Below are 350 nucleotides of genomic sequence, written 5' to 3' on the forward strand. Positions count from 1 at the left end.
GGCTTGTAATGCTTGCAGCGCTTTGTCTGACATCACGGCCTCGAGTGTATCCAGTGGATGACCGCTCAGTTGTGCTTGCAGGATGCCCAGTTCCTGTTCTTCGCTGGGGTAGCCCAGTGAAATACGCATAAAAAAGCGGTCCAGCTGGGCTTCTGGCAGCGGGTAAGTCCCGCTGAACTCCACCGGGTTCTGGGTCGCAATCACCATAAAGACAGCCGGCAAGGCATGGATCTCACGATCGATACTGACGGTGCCTTCAGCCATGGCTTCGAGCAAGGCTGACTGGGTTCTGGGGGTGGCCCGGTTGATTTCGTCGACCAGCAGCAGGTTGGTGAAAATCGGCCCAGGTG

At 57.1% G+C, this 350-nt stretch carries 1 protein-coding gene; it reads right to left on the reverse strand.

Annotation, left to right across the window (positions count from 1 at the left end):
- Positions 1–350: AAA family ATPase (locus Q4563_RS17510; protein WP_303605405.1), on the reverse strand; the 350-nt coding region annotated here is incomplete at both ends.

This window comes from Gilvimarinus sp. 1_MG-2023 (assembly GCF_030548285.1).